This window comes from Rugamonas fusca (assembly GCF_014042365.1).
In the GTDB taxonomy this organism is placed as follows: Bacteria; Pseudomonadota; Gammaproteobacteria; order Burkholderiales; family Burkholderiaceae_D; genus Rugamonas; species Rugamonas fusca.
Window position 1 is genome coordinate 1 of the sequence record NZ_JACEZS010000076.1, and the last position, 461, is coordinate 461.

Below are 461 nucleotides of genomic sequence, written 5' to 3' on the forward strand. Positions count from 1 at the left end.
CACCGTTTCTTCCCTGACAAAAGAGCTTTACAACCCGAAGGCCTTCTTCACTCACGCGGCATTGCTGGATCAGGCTTGCGCCCATTGTCCAAAATTCCCCACTGCTGCCTCCCGTAGGAGTCTGGACCGTGTCTCAGTTCCAGTGTGGCTGGTCGTCCTCTCAGACCAGCTACTGATCGATGCCTTGGTAGGCCTTTACCCCACCAACTAGCTAATCAGATATCGGCCGCTCCAGGAGCATGAGGTCTTGCGATCCCCCACTTTCATCCTTAGATCGTATGCGGTATTAGCGTAACTTTCGCTACGTTATCCCCCACTCCAGGGTACGTTCCGATATATTACTCACCCGTTCGCCACTCGCCGCCAGGTTGCCCCGCGCTGCCGTTCGACTTGCATGTGTAAGGCATGCCGCCAGCGTTCAATCTGAGCCAGGATCAAACTCTTCAGTTTAATCTCTGTTT

The 461-nt window shown here is 54.0% G+C and carries 1 rRNA gene; it reads right to left on the minus strand.

Annotated elements, in window-relative coordinates:
* Positions 1–450 (minus strand): 16S ribosomal RNA (locus tag H3H36_RS26380); the annotation flags it as partial.
* Between the last annotated feature and the right edge of the window lie 11 nt (positions 451–461).